The organism is Rickettsia helvetica (assembly GCF_963970025.1).
GTDB classification, from domain to species: Bacteria; Pseudomonadota; Alphaproteobacteria; order Rickettsiales; family Rickettsiaceae; genus Rickettsia; species Rickettsia helvetica.
This window is the reverse complement of sequence record NZ_OZ018776.1, coordinates 1,284,573-1,301,221: the sequence shown is the minus strand read 5'-3', so window position 1 is coordinate 1,301,221 and position 16,649 is coordinate 1,284,573. Positions and strand designations below refer to the sequence as shown.

Sequence of the window (16,649 nt, the reverse complement as noted above, 5' to 3'; positions counted from 1 at the left end):
AATGAATGTTGGTTAAATCTTATAATTATCTTATAGATTATATCTTGCCGCAGAGATGTTTAAGCTGTGCGGAAATACTAGGGGGAAGCGGTGAATTTTGTAGCGATTGTTGGAAGAAGCTAGAGTTTATAGCAAGACCCTATTGTAGTATATGCGGACAAAGATTTAGTATAAAAATCTTAGATAACTGCATTTGTGGAAATTATTATAGCAACAAACCTAATTATGATCTAGCTCGCAGCCTATTTAAGTTTAATGAGCATAGCAAAAAAATAGTTCATCAGTTTAAATATCAAGATAAGATGATATTTACTAAGACCTTTGCTAAGCTTTTATATAATAGATATAGCGAGGATATAAAAGATATTGATCTAATCATACCTGTACCTATGAATAGATTTAAGAGGTTACTATGAATGTATAATCCTGCTCATATTTTAGCTATGGAAATTGCAAAAGTTACCGATAAAATGTTAAAAGCCGATATTTTAACTAAATCAAAATGGACCAAGTCTCAGACGTTTCTGTCACGAAAACAACGCAAAAATAATAATATTGTAAGTAAAAAAATCTTATTAGTGGATGATGTCGTTACCACTGCTGTTACTATAAATGAATGTGCTAAAATTTTACGGCAAGCAGGGGCAGCGTCGGTATATGTTATGTCTGTTGCTATGACGTAGATCGTCATTGCGAGGAAAGGCGGAGCCTTGACGTGGCAATCTCATAAAACAGTACAAAATTCCTGGGATTGCCACGCTCTCTACGTTCGCTTGCAATGACGATTAAACAAAACCATCAGGAGTGAAGTAACTTATGCAAAATGAAATAAAAAAAGTTTGTGTTATTGGTTCAGGGATTGCGGCTTTAATTGCTAATTCCTCTCATAAAGTAGTGCTACTTGATATTATCGCTAAAGATTCCGATGATCCTAATAAAATAGTAAAAAATGCCGTAGAAAATTTGCATAAACAAAAACCTCCTCCTTTGTCTTTTCCGGATAAAGTAAATTTCATTACCATCGGTAATTTAGAACATGATTTGGATTTAATTAAAGAATGTGATCTAGTTATTGAAGTTATTGTCGAGAAGTTAGAAATCAAACACCAAATTATATAATAAGATTATCTCTTATCTTAAAGAAGATACAATTATTGCTTCTAATACCTCTACATTACCTCTTAAAAGGCTCAAAGAAAATTTACCGGATAATATTTATGATATTGATGCTGCTATGAAGCTTGGTTATAGCTGGAAATACGGTCCTTTTGAGTTATTGACTATAAAGCGGCTAAAGACGGCTGGGAATTTGTAGCTAAAAATGCCGGTGTAGTGCATATCCCACTTCCACAATATTTAGCCAATAAAGAATATCAAAAAATTGATAAACAAAAATTTAATTCTCACAAAGATATTTTACAAGAAAGTCAGATAGTATTAGAAAACGATTCTGCAAAGCTAATAAATTATCGTGAGAATTTAATTTTTGTGATTACTACAAAAATGAATTGTTTAAATCATAATGTGTTTTACTTACTTCAAGAAGTGGTAAGTAAAGCCGAAAATGATGGTAAAAATCTTTATATTTATCCGCAAGGAAATAATTTTTCTGCCGGTGCGGATTTAAAGCTTCTTCTTTCCTATATTGAAGACGACAATTTTCATGATCTAGAAAATTTATTAAAAGTTGGGCAACAAACTGTGTTGCACTTAAAATATTCGGGGACTCATATTGTTAGTTGTGCCAAAGGAGTAGCACTTAGAGGCGGGTGTGAGCTGCTATTGCACTCAAGCTATATTGTAGCAAATCAGGAACTTAACGCAGGACTTGTAGAACTTGGTGTCGGTTTAATTCCCGGCTGGGGTGGTGTTACCGAAATGTTTGTACGAAGTAACGGTGATAAAACTAAACTAATTAGAAATATCAGAAATATTATAGAGCAGAATAAATCAAGCTCAGCCGATTATGAAGTAGAGAATATGCAAGTAAATATGAACAAGCATTATATTTTAGATGAAGCTTTAAAATTAAACCTATCTAAAAAGATAGTACCTACTCCTCATAAAATTACTTTGCCTAAAATAAATTTAGCAACTGAAATAGATACATCAAAATATAACGATCTACAAAATAAAGTACTTAGCAAATTTCAAGATATTATTGATAAACATAATGAAACGAATGAAGAGGACCTACTTGCCTATGAGCGGGAAATATTTTTAGGACTTGTGCAAAAGATCCAAAAACTATAGAGAAGCTGAAAGCTGTGGTAGGATAAACTCCTACTATGTCATTCCTGCGGAGGTGTTGTTGCGTGGATACCGAGTTCGTCATTGCGAGGAAATTGCATAGCAATTGACGAAGCAATCCAGTAAAAAATGCTATTTTATAGCATTTATTTGTACTAGTTAGGAGTTGATCTGACAGTAAGAAGTTGTTGGGTATGAAAAAAAAGATATACTCGTACCCGGCAAAAATTTAACAACCTCTAAAAAAAGGAGACTGTCAGATGACAATATACCAACAAAAAATAATAAAGCCAAGAATTGGTTTATTACAACTAGCAGAACAACTAGGTAACGTATCGCAAGCATGTAAAGTAATGGGTTATAGCCGAGATACATTTTACCGCTATAAAGAGCTTCATGAACAAGGTGGAGAAGAAGCGCTATATGAGATGAGCAGAAGAAAGCCTTGTTTAAAGAACCGAGTACCAGCAAGTGTTGAAGATGCTATAGTTAATATTACAGTTGAATATCCCGCTTATGGTCAAGAACGTACAGCTAATGAGCTACGCAAGAAAGGAATAATTATTTCAGGAGGAGGCGTAAGATCAGTTTGGCTTCGTCATGATTTAGAAAATTTTAAGAAACGCTTAAAAGCTTTAGAAAATAAGGTAGCAAGCGACGGTATTATTCTAAATGATATACAGTTAACAGCTCTTGAAAAAGTAAAAAACAAACGTGAAGCAAGCGGTGAGATTGAGAGTTTACATCCCGGTTATCTTGGTTCTCAAGATACCTATTATGTAGGGAATATAAAAGGTATAGGACGTATTTATCAGCAAACTTTCGTTGATACTTATTCTATTGCTATTTGTAAACTTTATACAGAAAAAACAGCTATAACGAGTGCAGACCATCTTAACGATAGGGTTATACCATTTTTTGAAAGCTATAATATTCCTCTGGTTCGGATATTAACAGATAGAGGAACGGAGTATTGTGGCAAGCCTGAGCATCATGCTTATCAGTTATATCTTGGTATTGAAAATATAGATCATTCTAAAACTAAAGCCTATAGTCCTCAAACTAATGGGATATGTGAACGATTCCACACAACTATGCAAGAAGAATGTTATCACATTTTATTCCGCAAAAAGTTTTATTCTACATTAGAAGAGCTACAAACTGATATAGATAACTGGCTTGTAGGTTATAATAATGAAAGAACTCATTCAGGTAAACATTGTTACGGTAAAACGCCAATGCAAACTTTTAAAGATTCTCTTTATATTGCAATTAATAAAAATATTGATAATATAGAGACAATATCAGACAACTTGACCTTAACTTATCAAGCTGCCTGATTACTCAATACTGTCAGATCAACTCCTAACTAGTACAGTTTATTGCCACGCAAGTACTATGGTGTCCAACGTTACTTTGCCTATGTTGTTATTAGAAAGATAAAGCTCCGTTAAAGAGTTATTAGCTTTAAGTGTTCTAGCTAGTTCCCTTGCACCTTGCTCGCCTATGTCTCCCCCTCCAAGAGCCAAGCATCGTACCACCCTTTCTTAAACTATCTGCTTTATCCTTTAATCCTCTTTTGTCTAGAAATTCTATTAGTTCTTTCATATCTTTATCCTTATTAAATTCTATAAATTTTAATATTTTGTTAAAAATGAGCTTATAGACAGAATCATAATAAGGAGTTTTAAGAATGCAATAGAAATTTAACTAGACGTATGAATAAATGAGTAGAAGTTGATTTAAAGAATTTATAAGTATATAAAGAATTAAAGGAAATAATAATTTGAAGTAATGGGAATCTCATTAGCAATTGAGGCTGTGCCTGCTTCATTTAAAAACAATGACCGCTCTAGTTGCCGACGTTTAACCAAGCCTTGCAGTTTAATACCGCCTTTAACATGCACCCATCGCAGTAACGCGTTGGCGGCGTTTGCGTATTCGCCTCGGTTTAACTTTTGCCGCAATATTGATGCTTGAAACTTCCCACTGCCACAATTAAAGATGAACGAAATTAAGGTAGCTTATTGCTTAATTAAATTATCAATATTTCTTTTTTATAAGGTGATAAATTTACTATTTAGCAGAAAGAGAGAAGCTGCTTAGTTTAGAGACTTGGTGGCAGAAAATAGTTTAAGAGTGATAGACGTAATACAAATAGCTGCAAATGCATACCAAACTTTCAAAAGTTCGACAATTATAGAAAAACGCAATTTAGTAAATTTAGTATTTGCTAACCAAACATTAAAACCTGAAAAGCTTGACTTTATGTTGCGTCCGCCGTTTGATACGTTTGTAGAAATACCAAAAAATGAAGAATGGCGCACCCGAGAGGAGTCGAACCCCTAACCTTATGATCCGTAGTCATATACTCTATCCAATTGAGCTACGGGTGCTAAGCTTCAAGTAAATTTAGTGCTTAATTTCTAAGTCTTATTTCTTGTTGCTAACATACGAAGAAGCATATATAAAAGCATAGCATTTGTCAAGAAACATAGAGTGTTCTTATATTTTTCTAAATAATAAAATATAAGAACTTACAATTAATAGTTTGAATTATCATATTATATATTGTATATAGAAGTTCATAAATTAACATGAGAAAAAAATGAATAAAATTAATTATAATTTACTTACTTTGTATTAATATGACTGCACAAGCAGACAATCATATCGGAAAGTGCTAAAAAAATTTAGAGGTAATTAACTCTTTAAATGTTAAGGAAAAGTGGTAGAAAGGTAATGTAATAAATTGTAAGTCAGGAGAAACTTTATTAGAAGAAACGGAAAAATATAACTCTCCTAAGTTAAAGCGTTTGAATCATTACAGTTGTTTTGCGTATGCTGCTAGTGTAGCCTTAGGTCTTCCAAATAAGTCTCTACTTCCTCATCCTGAAAGCGATAAAGAAATTTATACCTACTTTATCAAATAAGCAAGCTGAGTGGCTTGAAACAGACGGAATAAAGAACGGATGGAATTTTGTTAAAGCAGGAAATCGTGATGATAGTTTTATTCAAGCACAAAAGTTTGCTAATCAAGGATATTTTGTTGTATCCGTATATACAAATGCTAATCCAAAAAGAGCAGGGCATATTGCCGTTGTAGTACCAAGTAGTAAGGATATGAGAAAATAAAAAATGAAGGATCGGACACGGCTCAAGCCGGTAATATTAATTTTTCCTGTAGCTCTTTGAAAAAGGGTTTTAGGAATAAAAAAGATGCATTTAAAAACAACGAAATAAAATTTTATTATTATAAAATATAACAGAGATCAGTAAGGTAACCGGACAATTTTTATTCTATGTCATTCCTAGCTAGAAGCAGGAATCCAGTGCTTAAAGCTTTTTTAAAAGTTTTACCTTTAAAAAAACGATATAATAAGAAAATCTTTAAAATCAAGATTTTTTAGCCTGGATCCCTGCTTTCGCACATGGGTGTCAACTTAAGCGAAATATTACTCAATGTCATCCCGTGATTTATTCACGGGATCCAAGAAAATGTAGAAATAACTTGTGCTTTAAGTTATTTTTCTGGATACCGTGGTCAAGCCACGGTATGACACCTCTCTTAAGTTGACATTCATGTGCCTTCGCAAGGATGACATCGAGGGCTTTTCAAAAACTGTCCGGTACTATGACAGCATAGGTGAACCTTACAAAATTTGAGTCAATATCTTATCGGTTGAAGAAAATTATCTTTCATGTTGTTTTGAACTATTTTTTTTAAAAAAGGAGTAGATTTTAGAGATTGTATAGAGCTTTGAGTGATTGGATAATTTTTAAAAGTTTGTTGCATTTTTTTGATTTGTTCTATAGTTTTAGGTAAATTTCGAGACGGTTGACTTAAAACTTCTTTAATGTTAGTTTTTTCAGCTTTATTAATTATAGACTTATTATTAATATCTTGATTAGGCTTAGTATTAATAAACGCTTTAACTGCCAGTTTTTCTACTTTTTCAGCTAAATATTCTTCTTTATCTTGTCCTTTAGTTGTTGTAATAATTCGATCAAGAATTGAAAGTTTTGTTGTTTTATGAAGATGTTTTAATGAATCAACCACTTTATTCTTTATGTTCCTCCAAATATTTTATATCTAATTTAGATAAAGCATTTTGATATTGCTTAGTTTGAGTATCGGTAATGGAAGGATTGGTTTGTTTTAAACCCTTAAATATTTTCTCATTGAGTATTAATCTATCATTCACCTCTTTAAGTTTATTATCTACTGCTTTAGTAAAATTCTCTATATTTTCCGGTGTTAGTTTATTTTTATCTAAAGTTGTTATTTCATAATTATAACCATCTTCAGCTTTAAAATTAAATTTAAGATCACCAAAAGCTTTTGCTATTTCAGGTCTAATTATATTTACTACTAGCTGATCTTTAAGCCCATTATTTCCGTTTATAACTATATCTTCATATAATTTGTCGGATATCTATAATATATAATATTGTTAACCAAATTTTTTTTTCTTGCCCATATTCATTTGAGCGACTTGACCGTTTATTAATTCACTAAAAGGTACAGCTTCATTTATAACCTCTTGTTTAAAACGATTTTTTATTAAATTATTTATTTTTTCATTAGAAGTAAAAGCTTCTCGAAATTCAGTGGAAAACTTTTCCATTTCTTGTTTAAGTTCTACAAAATTATCAGATGAAGCTCCTCTACCTTGGGCATCATTTATTTTTTCGGTTATTGCAAGTATTATTGCCGGAACATTTATAACGTTATTTTTTACCACTTCTTTTTTCCCGTCTATTTCTACGGTAGAAGTTTCATTAGGATCAGCTTCAAATGTTCCTTTAAAAGTTTTTTTAAAACCTTCGCTATTGATATCTATAGGTTTTTTATCTGCTATTATTTGATTTTTTAACTGTCCTAGAACATAACCTTCTATATCACGTATATCGTTTCTTGCACCATTAATAATTTCTTTAATCTGCTTCTCAGTAATAGGTGATTTAGCTGGTTGGTTGTCTTTCGACATAATAACGCCCCTAACTTATTTATTAATTCTATTAAACTATTATTTAATGCTGTTAACAAATCATTAAATTTTTACTTAAAAAGCACGGAAGAATATTTTAGAGAGATTTTTGGGAGGGAAGAGGTATTATTGTGTGGATCGTTTTATGTCATTCCCACGTGGCATTATTGCGTGGATCGATTTTCCGTTGTCATCTTCGCGATTTGATCGCGGGATCCAGCTTAAAATACTAATAATATTAGTATTTTAAATTGTTTTTATGAACCCCATGGTCAAGCCATGGGGTGACACAGTGGATTTTACTGGTCCACGCAACAATACTTTCCTGCGGAAGCGGGAATCCAGAAAAAAGCGAAATTATTTGAGCTTTTAATATGAAAAATTAAATATATTTGTATCTTTTAGTTACTGGATTCCCGCTTTCACGGGAATGACACCGATTCATGCAACAACGCCCCTGTTTTGCAGGAATGGCATAATCAGCTTTTTTAGTTATTAGCTATTTTAGAGATTTATGCAACAGCATCTACCCATGCAATTTCCATGCTACCGGTTAGATCTACTGGAGTTACTTCGCTGTAGCTTGGGTAAGTTATCATAAATAAGATTTCCACAACACCTGCGGCTGCATTGAATATACCAGCTGCATCGTGATATGCGAACTCTGCTGCATTTTCCGGTGAAGCTACAACTGCTGCTGTGACAAAGGTTGCCATAACAGCTATAGGATAGTGATAAATAGCACTCACAGCTGTACCTACTACAGTTTTTACAACTTCAGGCATAACGAGACCAAATGCATGTCCGGTCATTAACTTCAGCGGCAAATTCTTTGTAAGCACAGAGTCCAAGAATACCTTGAACAGCTGTTTTAGCAGCATAAGTAGCATAAGCTTCCGCAGCTTGCAGCAACTGTTGTGGGGCGTCTGCAAAATGTTTTGTAGCACTTGCAAAGTAGTTATATGTTGCTTCAGAAACTTTTACTCCTGCATATGTAGTCGAATTATTTACTACTTTTTCAGGTGATATGTTATTAGAAACTGTATTTTTTGAAAATAGATAGCTAAACATAATTTTTCCCCTTTAAAAATTTTGATTAAATTTAATTTTTACTTAAAAAAGTAAATAATCAATTAATATACTCCTAACTGAATATTATAATGCGTTATTGATAGTTTCTTGTTTATCTTAAGTGCATTATACACTAATAGACTGTCACATGTCAAGGGAAAATATTAAATAATTCTTAAAAAATTAATAAATTTTTACTGTAGTACCTAACAAACATATTCTATCATTGACCGTCTATCTTATATGTGATTATGTCTATACTATTCTAAAAAATATTATATGTAATGATGTTATTTAAAATAAATCCTGAATGGATATTGAATTTTAGAAGTGAAATGTTAACTAGCTGGTTTAAAATATTTCCTTTTTTCGCTAGTGATTATTTTTACATTACAATTATTGCGATTGCCTACTGGTTAAATCCAAGAAGATAGATTATTTTTGGATTTAGGCTGGCTTATATCATTTGCAACATTATTGAATGTTATTATTAAAAAGGCTTTTTCTATTCCTCGCCCGCTTAGTACATTACATATGTTACCTATTAATGATGGATCATTTGGTTTCCCTAGTGGAAATGTACAGGTGGCTACTGTTTTCTTTATGATAATATTTTTATCATTTAATTCAAAAACGTTAAAAATAATATCTATCGCAATGATTATTAATATTATGCTTTCACGCCTATATCTTGGAGTACATAGTATATATGATGTTATAGGCGGTATGATTTTTGGAGTGTTAATTATTTTAGTTTATAGAAGTAATTTTATGCCAGCACAAATAAGTAGATGGGAAAATAGTGCTAAATCTTATTATTGTACATTGGCTTTGTGATAGGTATATGTTTCTTTTTATGGAAAGACAATCCTTTTCCCTTACTGCTTTTATTACCAATAGGAACTTTAGTGGGTTATGGTATCGTATATATTTGCTTTAAATATAATTCTGATTTGATCTTAAATAATGCTCAAAAAACTATAGGTATAATTATTAGTTTTACTATGTTATTCTTTTTTTATAAAACTTTTCCTATAATAAAAAATTCAATAATATTATTGAATTTTACACTTTTGCTTAAATTTGCTTTATTACCTGTTTTAATTTATATTTTACTTCCTATGATACAAAGAGAACTAAAAAATAGATTAAATTAAATTTCCTTCACAAAATCCAATGTACTGATTTAGAACCATCCGCAGGGTAGTCTAATATATCAAGTATTGACAAAGTACTTACATTATTTATAATAAATTAAACATTGAAAATGGTTGTGTGATGAGTATTAAACTAGATTCTTATGAACAAGATATTGAAAATAATTTTGAAAAGCAGCAAAAAATTGATGATCCGGCTCTCATTGCATTATTTCAAAAGTCTGCAAAAGCACATCTTAATAAAAAGCGGTCTATTACTATTAGAATTGCAGAACATGACATAGAAGCAATAAAAATTAAAGCTTCTAAGCATGGTTTGCCTTATCAAACCTATCTTAATATGCTAATTCATTCAGACGCTACTAAACTCTAAATACCATGATCAAATTTAGATATAATCATGAAAAGAACGCTAAATTATTATTTGAACGAAATATAGGCTTTGAAGAAATAATACAGTCGATTGCTGATGGTAATTTATTAGCTATTAAATTACATCATAATCAAGAGAAATATAAAGGTCAGAAAATTTTATACGTTAGAATGATTGATCAAGTATATGCTGTGCCATGTGTAGAAGAAGACGAAAATACTGTTTTCCTTAAGACTTTGTTTCTTAGTAGAAAAGCAAAAAAAGAATTTTTAAAAAATAAGAAATAATATATGACCTTTATAGAAGAATTTATAAACAAAGGATATTTTCATCAATGTACCGATTTGGATCGGTTAACAAGTATAACGAAAGAAACAAAAATAGCTGCTTATATAGGTTTTGATTGTACTGCTACATCGCTTCACATCGGTAGTTTAATGCAGATAATGATCCTGCGATTGCTTCAGCAGCACGGACATAAGCCTATTGTAATTATCGGCGGCGGTACGAGTAAAATCGGTGATCCTACTTGGAAAGACGAAGCACGTAAAATTTTAAGCAAAGAAGATATAGCTAAAAATGCTGAAGGTATAAAAAAGTCATTGTCAAAGTTTATCAAGTTCGGTGACGGTAAAAGTGATGCTATTATGCTGGATAATGCAGAGTGGTTAGATTCCCTTAATTATCTAGATTTCCTACGGGATTTCGGCAGCTATTTCTCGGTAAACCGCATGCTGACTATGGATTCAGTAAGGCTAAGGCTTGAGCGTGAGCAGCATTTAAGCTTCTTAGAATTTAACTATATGTTGCTGCAAGCCTATGATTTTTACTATTTAAGCAAGCATTATAATTGCAGCTTGCAACTTGGCGGTAGCGATCAATGGGGCAATATCGTAATGGGAGCGGATTTAATCCGTAAAATAAGCGGTAAAGAAGTATTCGGTATGACGACGCCGCTACTTATGACTAGCTCAGGTGCTAAAATGGGTAAAACTGCTGCGGGAGCAGTATGGCTTAATGAAGATCTACTAAGCCCGTATGATTATTACCAATATTGGCGTAACTGCGAGGATGCTGACGTAATTAGATTTGCTAAATTATATAGTGAGCTAACTTCTGAAGAGCTTAATAAATTTGAGAGCTTAGCGGCTGAAGATATTAATGCAGCTAAAAAGCAACTAGCTTATGAGTTAACCAAGCTTTGTCATTCAGAGCAAGCAGCAAAATCAGCTCTAGAAACTGCAGTAAAGATATTTGAACAAGGAGAAATCGATGAAAATCTGCATACAGTCGTTTTAGAACCGGAAATATTACAATCAGGAATTAGTGCATATGAGTTATTTCACGAAGCAGGGCTTGCTAGCTCTAAGTCAGAAGCACGCAAACTTATAAGAGGAAAGGGAGCTAAGATAAATGATGAGTTAGTTGCAGATGAGAATATGATAATTAATACTACTTTTTTACTCGATAAAAATGTTATAAAGCTCTCTGCCGGTAAAAAAAGACATATATTAGTTAGGGTTTAAGCGGTAATTCTTGAAAATTAAATCATTATATGCTAAATTGAAACTATAAAATTCAATTAGATAGGTATAGGTATGTTTCAGCGTTCTATAGAAGAAGTAGTAGAGCAATATGCTCAGTTTTTTCCGGTAGTCGGTATTACCGGTCCTAGACAATCAGGAAAAACGACTCTAGCTAAAATGTTATTCCCTCATTTACCTTATGTGTCGTTAGAAGATTTAGATATTAGAATGCAAGCGAAAGAAGATATGCGTGTATTTTTATCTAAATATTATGATGGAGCTATTTTTGATGAAGTGCAGCATGTACCTGAGCTATTATCTTATTTACAAGGGGTAGTAGATGACTCACCTCAAAAAGGAAGATATGTAATTACCGGTTCTCAGAACTTTGCCCTTAATCATAAGATAACTCAATCTCTTGCAGGGCGTGTGGGTATGGTTACTTTATTGCCTCTTAGCTTAGCTGAAATTCAAAAAATAGACAATCCTTTAACTTCTATATTTAAAGGGGGATACCCTTCTTTACATAGTTTAAATATACCAACAATTCGTTTTTACCAAAGCTATATTCAGACTTATATTGAACGAGATGTACGGCAACTAAAAAATATCGGTGATTTAAATCAATTTCATAATTTTTTAAAGTTATGTGCCGGTAGAATAGGGCAGATTATAAGTTTTTCATCTTTGGCCCAAGATTGCGGTATTTCACATACTACGGCTAGGCAGTGGCTTAACATACTTGAAGCGAGCTGTATTATTTTTTTTCTTCAGCCATTTTATAAAAATTTTAACAAGCGACTTATAAAGATGCCGAAATTATACTTTTACGATACCGGTCTTGCTTGTAATTTGTTAGGACTTGAACAAGATAAACAATTAGAAACTCATTACCTAAAAGGAGCATTATATGAAAATTTAGTTATATTAGAGCTTTTAAAAGGTAGATTAAATTTAGGATTACCGGCGAATTTTTATTTTTGGCGAGATAAAACAGGTCATGAAATAGATTGTATTGGTGAGTGGGGAGGTAAGATCAAAGCGATAGAGATTAAATTTAATTCCACTTTGCAGAAAGATTTTATTAAGAATCTAACCTATTTTTCTAAATTTGATCCTAATATTGAAAATTATTTAGTTTATAATGGAACACAAGACGGTAGTTTTTTAAATACTAATTTAATTCCATTAGAAAGAATTAGCCAGATATTAAAATGACTAAAATAAGGCTTGATGAATATTTGCTGCAAAAAGGTTTTGTAACAGATATTACCATAGCACGAAGCTTGATTATTCAAGGTAAAGTACATAACAAACATGAGCAGTTAATTAAGCCCGGGGTGCAGGTTAATATAAATGATACCGACATTAAGGTAAAGCTACCGAAGCATAATTATGTTTCAAGAGGGGCATTAAAATTAATTGCTGCTTTGGATTATTTTAAAATTGATCCTGAAAATTTAGTTTGTATTGATATAGGTAGTAGCACCGGTGGTTTTACCGAAGTATTACTTGAGCGTAAAGCAAAATTAATTTTTACCATAGATGTCGGTTATGGCGAACTTCATCCTAAATTACGGGGCAATCCACAAATTAAAGTGTTTGAGAAGACTAATGCACGATATTTAACCGATAAACAAATAACAACGAAGCCTGATTTAATTGTTTGTGATGCCAGCTTTATTAGTTTAACTACTATATTACCGACTCCACTAAATTTAGCTAAAGAAGATTGCATGCTTATTGCTTTAATAAAGCCGCAGTTTGAGGTCGAAAAGCATGAAGTAGAGCAGGGAGGAATTATTAAAAATCCTCTCTTACATCAAAAAGTATGCGATAAAATCAAAGATTGGCTTGAGAGAGAACATAATTTTAAAATATTTGGTATAATAGAAAGTCCAATACTAGGGGCTAAAGGGAATAAAGAGTTTTTAATAGCAGGACATTTTAAGCCTTGATAATTAAATAAGAATGACATAAAGTATTAAGTAACACTTAATACTTTATGTTTATGAGATATGATCTTTTAGATAAAAAAAAGAAGAAACTAGATGATTTGCGTCCATTAAGCTCTGAATTAACTAAAAACTTAGAGGAATGGTTTAAAGTAGGATTAACTTATACAAGTAATGCTATCGAAGGAAATACTTTATCCTGCAAGGAGACTGCTATAGTTATTGAAAAGGGTTTAACTATAGGAGGTAAAGCATCAGTAGAACATTTAGAAGCTATGAACCATGCAAAAGCTTTAGATATGATCCACAAACTTGCTAAAAAGAAATATTACGAAATCACCGAAAAAGATATTTGGCAATACATCATGCAATTCTACATGGTATTGATGACTATAATGCAGGTCATTATAGAAATGTATCCGTACGTATTTCAGGCTCTAGTGTGATAATGCCTAATCTTGCAAAAGTACCCTTATTAATGACGGATTTTATAAGTTGGTTAAATGTGGGAGGTAAAAATATTCATCCAGTTGAGCTTGCAGAGGAAGCTCATTATAGACTCATAACAATTCATCCGTTTTCAGATGGAAACGGTCGCACTGCACGTCTATTAATGAATTTAATTTTAATTATAGAAGGCTATCCACCTGCAATTATAAGACCTCAAGAACGATTGCCTTATATTACGTCTTTAGAAACTGCACAGCTTGGCGGTTCAAAAGAAAAATATCAAAAGATTATTTATAACGCAGCTAACCGTTCACTTGATATTTACTTAAAGGCAGTAATGGGCAAAGAGCCGTCAGATATTGAAAAATCAGAAAGATTAATGAAAATTGGGGAACTAGCTAAAGCCGTTAACGAAAATGTTTCCACAATCCGCTTTTGGACTAAGGCAGGGTTGCTTGAAATTGCCGATATTACCGATTCAAATTATCAACTTTATTCTAAAGAAGCACTTGAGCGATGCAAAAAAATTCAACAATTGAAAAAACAGAGACTAACTATAAACGAGATTAAAGATAAATTATAAGAATATTTTAAAATAATCTAATTGTGGTTTTTTGGTATTGCTATAAAAATATAAAGTTAAATATTGCTTATATATTCTAATTAGTGTATTTTCGTTACGGATAAGCATTATAAAAATTATAGATAGGTGGGTTTATCCCACCTTTTTTGTTATAAATATCAAATATGCAAACTATTGAACAACAAATAACAAATGTAATAGAAGAATCCTTGACGGATATGGGGTTTGAGTTAGTTCTTGTTAAGTTTAAAGGTGTTAACCCTAAAGTAGTCGAGATATTGATTGATAGCTTAAACAGCGAAAAAGTATCTGTGAAAGATTGTACTAAAGCAAGCAGGACTATCTCCGCTATTCTAGATGTTGAAGATTTAATAGAAGACGCATATTCTTTAGAGGTAGCATCAAGCGGTCTTGAACGTCCGTTAGTAAAGTTTGAAAATTATAATAGATTTGTAGGAAGAGAAGTTAAAATCAAACTTAAAGAATTATTGAACGGCAAAACTCGTTATCAGGGTAAAATAATTAAAGCCGAAAATAATAAAATATATTTAAAATGTGAAGAACAAGAAGTACTAATTGATTATGATTTAATTAAAAATGCTAATCTAGTTTTAACTGAAGAAGTATTTAGAAATCTTCACAGAACCTAAAGCAATAAGAGATAATGTATGTCTAATATAGGTAATGTAGAAATTTTACAAATTATAGATTCTGTAGCTCGTGAGAAAGGAATATCAAAAGAAATTTTGATTTCAACGGTTGAACAAGCGGTACAAGTAGCAGGACGAAAAAAATACGGTAATGAATATAATATTAAAGCTCAGATAAATAGGAAAACCGGTGAGATAAATCTTTTAAGGATCTTAAAAATAGTAGAAAATGTAGAAGATTACTTAACGCAAATCTCACTTGAAGAAGCTTTAATAAAGAATTCGGAAGCTAAAATCGGTGATGAGATATATGAATATTTACCACCGATTGATCATGCTAGAGTATCGGCTCAAGCTGCAAAACAAGTTATAACTCAACGTGTTATAGAAGCTGAACGTGAAAAACAATATCATGACTTTAAAGATAGAAAAGGCGAAATTATAAACGGGATAGTTAAGAGAATAGAATACGGTGATATAATAGTTGACTTGAGTCGTGCTGAAGCAATAATAAAAAAAGATCAATTAATTAAGGGTGAGAATTTTAAACCTAATGATCGTATAAAAGCATATGTACAGGATGTAAGGCAAGAAACAAAAGGACCGCAGATTTTCTTGTCTAGAGTAGATAACCAAATGCTGGTTAAGCTATTTAAGCTAGAAGTACCTGAAATGCTTGAAGATATTATTCAAATAAAATCAGTAGCACGTGATCCCGGTTCAAAAGCAAAAATAGCGGTATTTGCTTCGGATAGTAGTATAGATCCCATAGGTTCATGCATAGGTATTAAAGGTAATAGAGTAAAAGCCGTAACAAATGAGTTAAACGGAGAGAAAATTGATATAGTATTATGGAGTAATGATCTTGCACAGTTTATAGTTAATGCTCTTGCACCGCTTGCACCCGGGGAAATCACAAAAATTTTGATTGATGAGGATAGGCATAAGGTAGAAGTAGTAGTTTTGCAAGAAAATCAAAGTATTGCAATAGGTAGAAGAGGGCAGAACGTTCGTTTAGCTTCTAAGCTTACAGGTTGGAATATCGATATAATGACCGAAGAGCAAGAATCAAAAAGAAGAAATGAAGAGTTCTTAACTTCTACGGAATTATTTATGGAAGCTTTAGATGTTGAAGAAGTTATAGGTCAGCTTTTATCGGTAACGGGATTTAATTCAGTAGAACAAATTGCCGGTAGTGAGATTAGTACTTTAACAAGAATTGAAGGCTTTGAGGAAGAACTTGCCGTAGAGATCAAAAATCGAGCTATTAATTACGTCGACCTTAAAAATGAAAAGATTATCAAAAAACTAGAGGAGCTGGGAGTTGAGCAAGAATTAATAGATATATTAGAATTACCGCTTGAATTAATATTAAAATTTGCCGAATATGGTATAAAGACCATAGAAGATTTAGGAGAGATGAGCGTAAATGAATTTAAAAATTTAGCTCCAAATTCTAATATAACGGACGAAAATATTAAATTGCTGATTAAAACTGCTAGACAGCATGGTGAATTAAAGGATAGTTAGAGGATGGGAATGTATGTCGTTCCTAGCTAAAAGCAATATTGTTGCATGGATACTAAATCATCATTGTGAGCAGCCGTAGGCTGCATGGCAATCTAGAAAATAATTAAAAAAAT

At 32.0% G+C, this 16,649-nt stretch carries 21 protein-coding genes, 1 tRNA gene and 1 pseudogene; 15 read left to right on the top strand and 8 right to left on the bottom strand.

The features are described 5' to 3' along the window. The first annotated feature begins 5 nt into the window (after positions 1-5). From AB1146_RS07745 to AB1146_RS07730, 4 genes and pseudogenes are all read left to right on the top strand, one after another. On the top strand, positions 6-416 hold the full coding sequence (locus AB1146_RS07745) for a ComF family protein (RefSeq protein WP_010422132.1): 411 nt from the start codon (positions 6-8) through the stop codon (positions 414-416). After that, on the top strand, positions 417-683 hold the full coding sequence (locus AB1146_RS07740) for a ComF family protein (protein WP_010422134.1): 267 nt from the start codon (positions 417-419) through the stop codon (positions 681-683). Positions 684-816: 133 nt separating this feature from the next. Beyond that, positions 817-2,279 (top strand): annotated as a pseudogene (locus tag AB1146_RS07735) (3-hydroxyacyl-CoA dehydrogenase NAD-binding domain-containing protein). 231 nt (positions 2,280-2,510) lie between these two features. Then, positions 2,511-3,590, top strand: a complete 1,080-nt coding sequence (locus AB1146_RS07730) for an IS481 family transposase (RefSeq protein ID WP_010420735.1) — start codon at positions 2,511-2,513, stop codon at positions 3,588-3,590. Positions 3,591-3,629: 39 nt separating this feature from the next. Here the strand turns inward: AB1146_RS07730 and AB1146_RS07725 are convergent, their stop codons facing one another. After that, complete coding sequence (locus tag AB1146_RS07725; RefSeq protein ID WP_156790178.1) at positions 3,630-3,791, bottom strand: hypothetical protein; 162 nt, start codon at positions 3,789-3,791, stop codon at positions 3,630-3,632. Between the two features lie 228 nt (positions 3,792-4,019). Next, positions 4,020-4,217 carry a glycoside hydrolase family protein gene (locus tag AB1146_RS07720; protein ID WP_010422137.1) on the bottom strand — a complete coding sequence of 66 codons (198 nt, stop codon included), beginning with the start codon at positions 4,215-4,217 and terminating at the stop codon, positions 4,020-4,022. Between the two features lie 151 nt (positions 4,218-4,368). Between AB1146_RS07720 and AB1146_RS07715 the strand changes: the two genes are divergently transcribed. Further along, positions 4,369-4,599, top strand: coding sequence for a hypothetical protein (locus AB1146_RS07715; RefSeq protein WP_010422140.1), 231 nt, complete (start codon positions 4,369-4,371; stop codon positions 4,597-4,599). On the opposite strand, the gene AB1146_RS07710 is transcribed toward AB1146_RS07715, so the two are convergent. The 6 genes from AB1146_RS07710 to AB1146_RS07685 form a co-directional block, all read right to left on the bottom strand. Then, a tRNA-Arg gene (locus tag AB1146_RS07710) sits at positions 4,570-4,646 on the bottom strand. The genes AB1146_RS07715 and AB1146_RS07710 overlap by 30 nt on opposite strands. Before the next feature lie 1,271 nt (positions 4,647-5,917). Then, the gene (locus AB1146_RS07705; RefSeq protein ID WP_010422141.1) at positions 5,918-6,310 is read right to left on the bottom strand and encodes a hypothetical protein; all 393 of its coding nucleotides are present in this window, start codon (positions 6,308-6,310) and stop codon (positions 5,918-5,920) included. Between the two features lies 1 nt (position 6,311). Then, on the bottom strand, positions 6,312-6,455 hold the full coding sequence (locus tag AB1146_RS07700) for a hypothetical protein (RefSeq protein ID WP_010422145.1): 144 nt from the start codon (positions 6,453-6,455) through the stop codon (positions 6,312-6,314). Between the two features lie 249 nt (positions 6,456-6,704). Then, positions 6,705-7,241 (bottom strand): hypothetical protein, encoded by a 537-nt coding sequence (locus AB1146_RS07695; RefSeq protein ID WP_010422148.1) that lies wholly within the window; start codon positions 7,239-7,241, stop codon positions 6,705-6,707. Positions 7,242-7,753: 512 nt separating this feature from the next. After that, entirely contained in the window at positions 7,754-8,026 is a 273-nt protein-coding gene (locus tag AB1146_RS07690; protein WP_010422150.1) for a hypothetical protein, read from the bottom strand. Further along, positions 8,019-8,312, bottom strand: a complete 294-nt coding sequence (locus AB1146_RS07685) for a hypothetical protein (RefSeq protein WP_010422153.1) — start codon at positions 8,310-8,312, stop codon at positions 8,019-8,021. Before AB1146_RS07685 ends, AB1146_RS07690 begins: the two co-directional genes overlap by 8 nt. A gap of 441 nt (positions 8,313-8,753) precedes the next feature. Between AB1146_RS07685 and AB1146_RS07680 the strand changes: the two genes are divergently transcribed. The 10 genes from AB1146_RS07680 to nusA all read left to right on the top strand — a co-directional run bounded on the left by AB1146_RS07680 (position 8,754) and on the right by nusA (position 16,536). Then, complete coding sequence (locus tag AB1146_RS07680) at positions 8,754-9,149, top strand: phosphatase PAP2 family protein (protein WP_010422155.1); 396 nt, start codon at positions 8,754-8,756, stop codon at positions 9,147-9,149. A 441-nt stretch (positions 9,150-9,590) separates the two neighbouring features. Further along, positions 9,591-9,842 carry a CopG family antitoxin gene (locus AB1146_RS07675; RefSeq protein WP_010422161.1) on the top strand — a complete coding sequence of 84 codons (252 nt, stop codon included), beginning with the start codon at positions 9,591-9,593 and terminating at the stop codon, positions 9,840-9,842. A 5-nt stretch (positions 9,843-9,847) separates the two neighbouring features. Further along, complete coding sequence (locus AB1146_RS07670) at positions 9,848-10,129, top strand: hypothetical protein (RefSeq protein WP_010422164.1); 282 nt, start codon at positions 9,848-9,850, stop codon at positions 10,127-10,129. A 3-nt stretch (positions 10,130-10,132) separates the two neighbouring features. Then, a complete protein-coding gene (tyrS, locus tag AB1146_RS07665) occupies positions 10,133-11,368 on the top strand; it encodes a tyrosine--tRNA ligase (protein WP_010422167.1) in 1,236 nt (411 codons plus the stop codon). Positions 11,369-11,440: 72 nt separating this feature from the next. Further along, the gene (locus AB1146_RS07660) at positions 11,441-12,586 is read left to right on the top strand and encodes an ATP-binding protein (RefSeq protein WP_010422170.1); all 1,146 of its coding nucleotides are present in this window, start codon (positions 11,441-11,443) and stop codon (positions 12,584-12,586) included. After that, the gene (locus AB1146_RS07655; RefSeq protein WP_010422171.1) at positions 12,583-13,326 is read left to right on the top strand and encodes a TlyA family RNA methyltransferase; all 744 of its coding nucleotides are present in this window, start codon (positions 12,583-12,585) and stop codon (positions 13,324-13,326) included. Before AB1146_RS07660 ends, AB1146_RS07655 begins: the two co-directional genes overlap by 4 nt. A gap of 53 nt (positions 13,327-13,379) precedes the next feature. Beyond that, positions 13,380-13,769: a hypothetical protein gene (locus AB1146_RS07650; RefSeq protein ID WP_198005268.1), complete on the top strand. Its 390-nt coding sequence runs from the start codon at positions 13,380-13,382 to the stop codon at positions 13,767-13,769. Further along, on the top strand, positions 13,676-14,356 hold the full coding sequence (locus AB1146_RS07645) for a Fic family protein (RefSeq protein WP_198005269.1): 681 nt from the start codon (positions 13,676-13,678) through the stop codon (positions 14,354-14,356). Before AB1146_RS07650 ends, AB1146_RS07645 begins: the two co-directional genes overlap by 94 nt. A 164-nt stretch (positions 14,357-14,520) precedes the next feature. After that, positions 14,521-15,006 carry a ribosome maturation factor RimP gene (gene rimP / locus AB1146_RS07640; protein WP_010422173.1) on the top strand — a complete coding sequence of 162 codons (486 nt, stop codon included), beginning with the start codon at positions 14,521-14,523 and terminating at the stop codon, positions 15,004-15,006. An 18-nt stretch (positions 15,007-15,024) separates the two neighbouring features. Next, a complete protein-coding gene (gene nusA / locus AB1146_RS07635) occupies positions 15,025-16,536 on the top strand; it encodes a transcription termination factor NusA (protein ID WP_010422175.1) in 1,512 nt (503 codons plus the stop codon). Positions 16,537-16,649: the final 113 nt, after the last annotated feature.